Annotated in this window: 2 protein-coding genes; both read left to right on the forward strand. The window is 57.9% G+C overall.

Features of this window, described 5'->3' with window-relative positions:
* Nucleotides 1-33 precede the first annotated feature (33 nt).
* Nucleotides 34-468 (forward strand): heme-binding protein, encoded by a 435-nt coding sequence (locus tag KGL31_08995; protein MDE2322033.1) that lies wholly within the window; start codon nt 34-36, stop codon nt 466-468.
* A 31-nt stretch (nt 469-499) separates the two neighbouring features.
* Nucleotides 500-1,148, forward strand: a 649-nt coding sequence (locus KGL31_09000; protein MDE2322034.1) for a type 1 glutamine amidotransferase, incomplete at its 3' end; no start/stop codon positions are given.

The raw sequence follows: 1,148 nt of genomic DNA on the forward strand, positions 1-1,148 counted from the left end.
CCCCATATGAGACTCTGACGGGAGGAGACGACCATGCATGTGACATTTGAAGAGGCGCAGCAAGCCGTTGAGGCTGCCATGAAAAAAGCTGAGGCAATCGGCACCCAGATGTGTATTGCGGTCGTGGATTCCGGGGCCAGTCTGAAAGCCTTTGCTCGGATGAACGATGCCTGGGTGGGAAGTATCGACATTGCTATCAAAAAGGCCAAGACCGCCTGTTTCTTCGGGATGCCCACGGGGCAGATCGGCAAGCTTTCGCAGCCCGCCGGTCCACTGTTTGGGATTGAGCACTCCAATGAAGGATTAATTACCTTTCCTGGAGGCCTTCCCATTGTGAACAGAGACGGCATCCTTATTGGAGGGATTGGAGTAAGCGGCAGTTCGGTTGAGAACGACCATCTTGTCGCAAAGGCTGGCGTTGAGGTCATTGGACTATCCGATCTTCCAGCGCATCCATGGCGAACCTAGGCACGCCTCACAAAGGCATAGAGAACGGCGAATGAAGCCAGTTCTGGTGTTTCAGCACATCGGGTGTGAGACCCCAGGCATCTTCCTGGACGTGCTCCAAGCGCAGAAGCGGCCAGTGGAGACGGTGAGGTTGTACGAGGGTGATCGGGCGCCGGACGACCTGTCGCCGTTTGCCGGGCTCCTGGTCATGGGCGGGCCAATGAGTGTCAACGACGAAGCCGACTACCCATGGTTGAGGGCAGAGGATCGACTTCTGAAGGAGGCGCTGGCACTCGACTTTCCCACATTGGGCATCTGCCTTGGCTCACAGCTCATCGCCAAGGCGGCCGGCGGAACGATTCGTCAGGGGTCGCGTAAGGAGATCGGCTGGTACCAGGTCCATCTTACCATGGCGGCGCGACACGATCGGCTGTTCGGCCTCTTTCCCGAGTCGATTGAGGTGTTCGAGTGGCACGGCGAGTATTTCGACACGCCGCCAGGGGCGGTCAATCTCGCCAGGTCAACGCTCTATGAGTGCCAGGCCTTCTCGATTGGTCGCCACGTCTACGGCCTGCTGTTTCATTTGGAGGTGACGGCATCGATGGTCTCTGACTGGGTCGGCACCTTTACGCAAGAGCTGGATGGGGTCAAGGACTATATCCGGCTTGATGCGATCCTTGAGCAGCTTCCAGCCCGGATCG

The sequence above is a fragment of the Candidatus Methylomirabilota bacterium genome (genome assembly GCA_028870115.1).
GTDB lineage: Bacteria > Methylomirabilota > Methylomirabilia > Methylomirabilales > Methylomirabilaceae > Methylomirabilis.

Coding starts and splice junctions, on each gene's coding strand:
- KGL31_08995 (MDE2322033.1), top strand. CDS start 34: ATGCATGTGACATTTGAAGAGGCGCAGCAAGCCGTTGAGGCTGCCATG.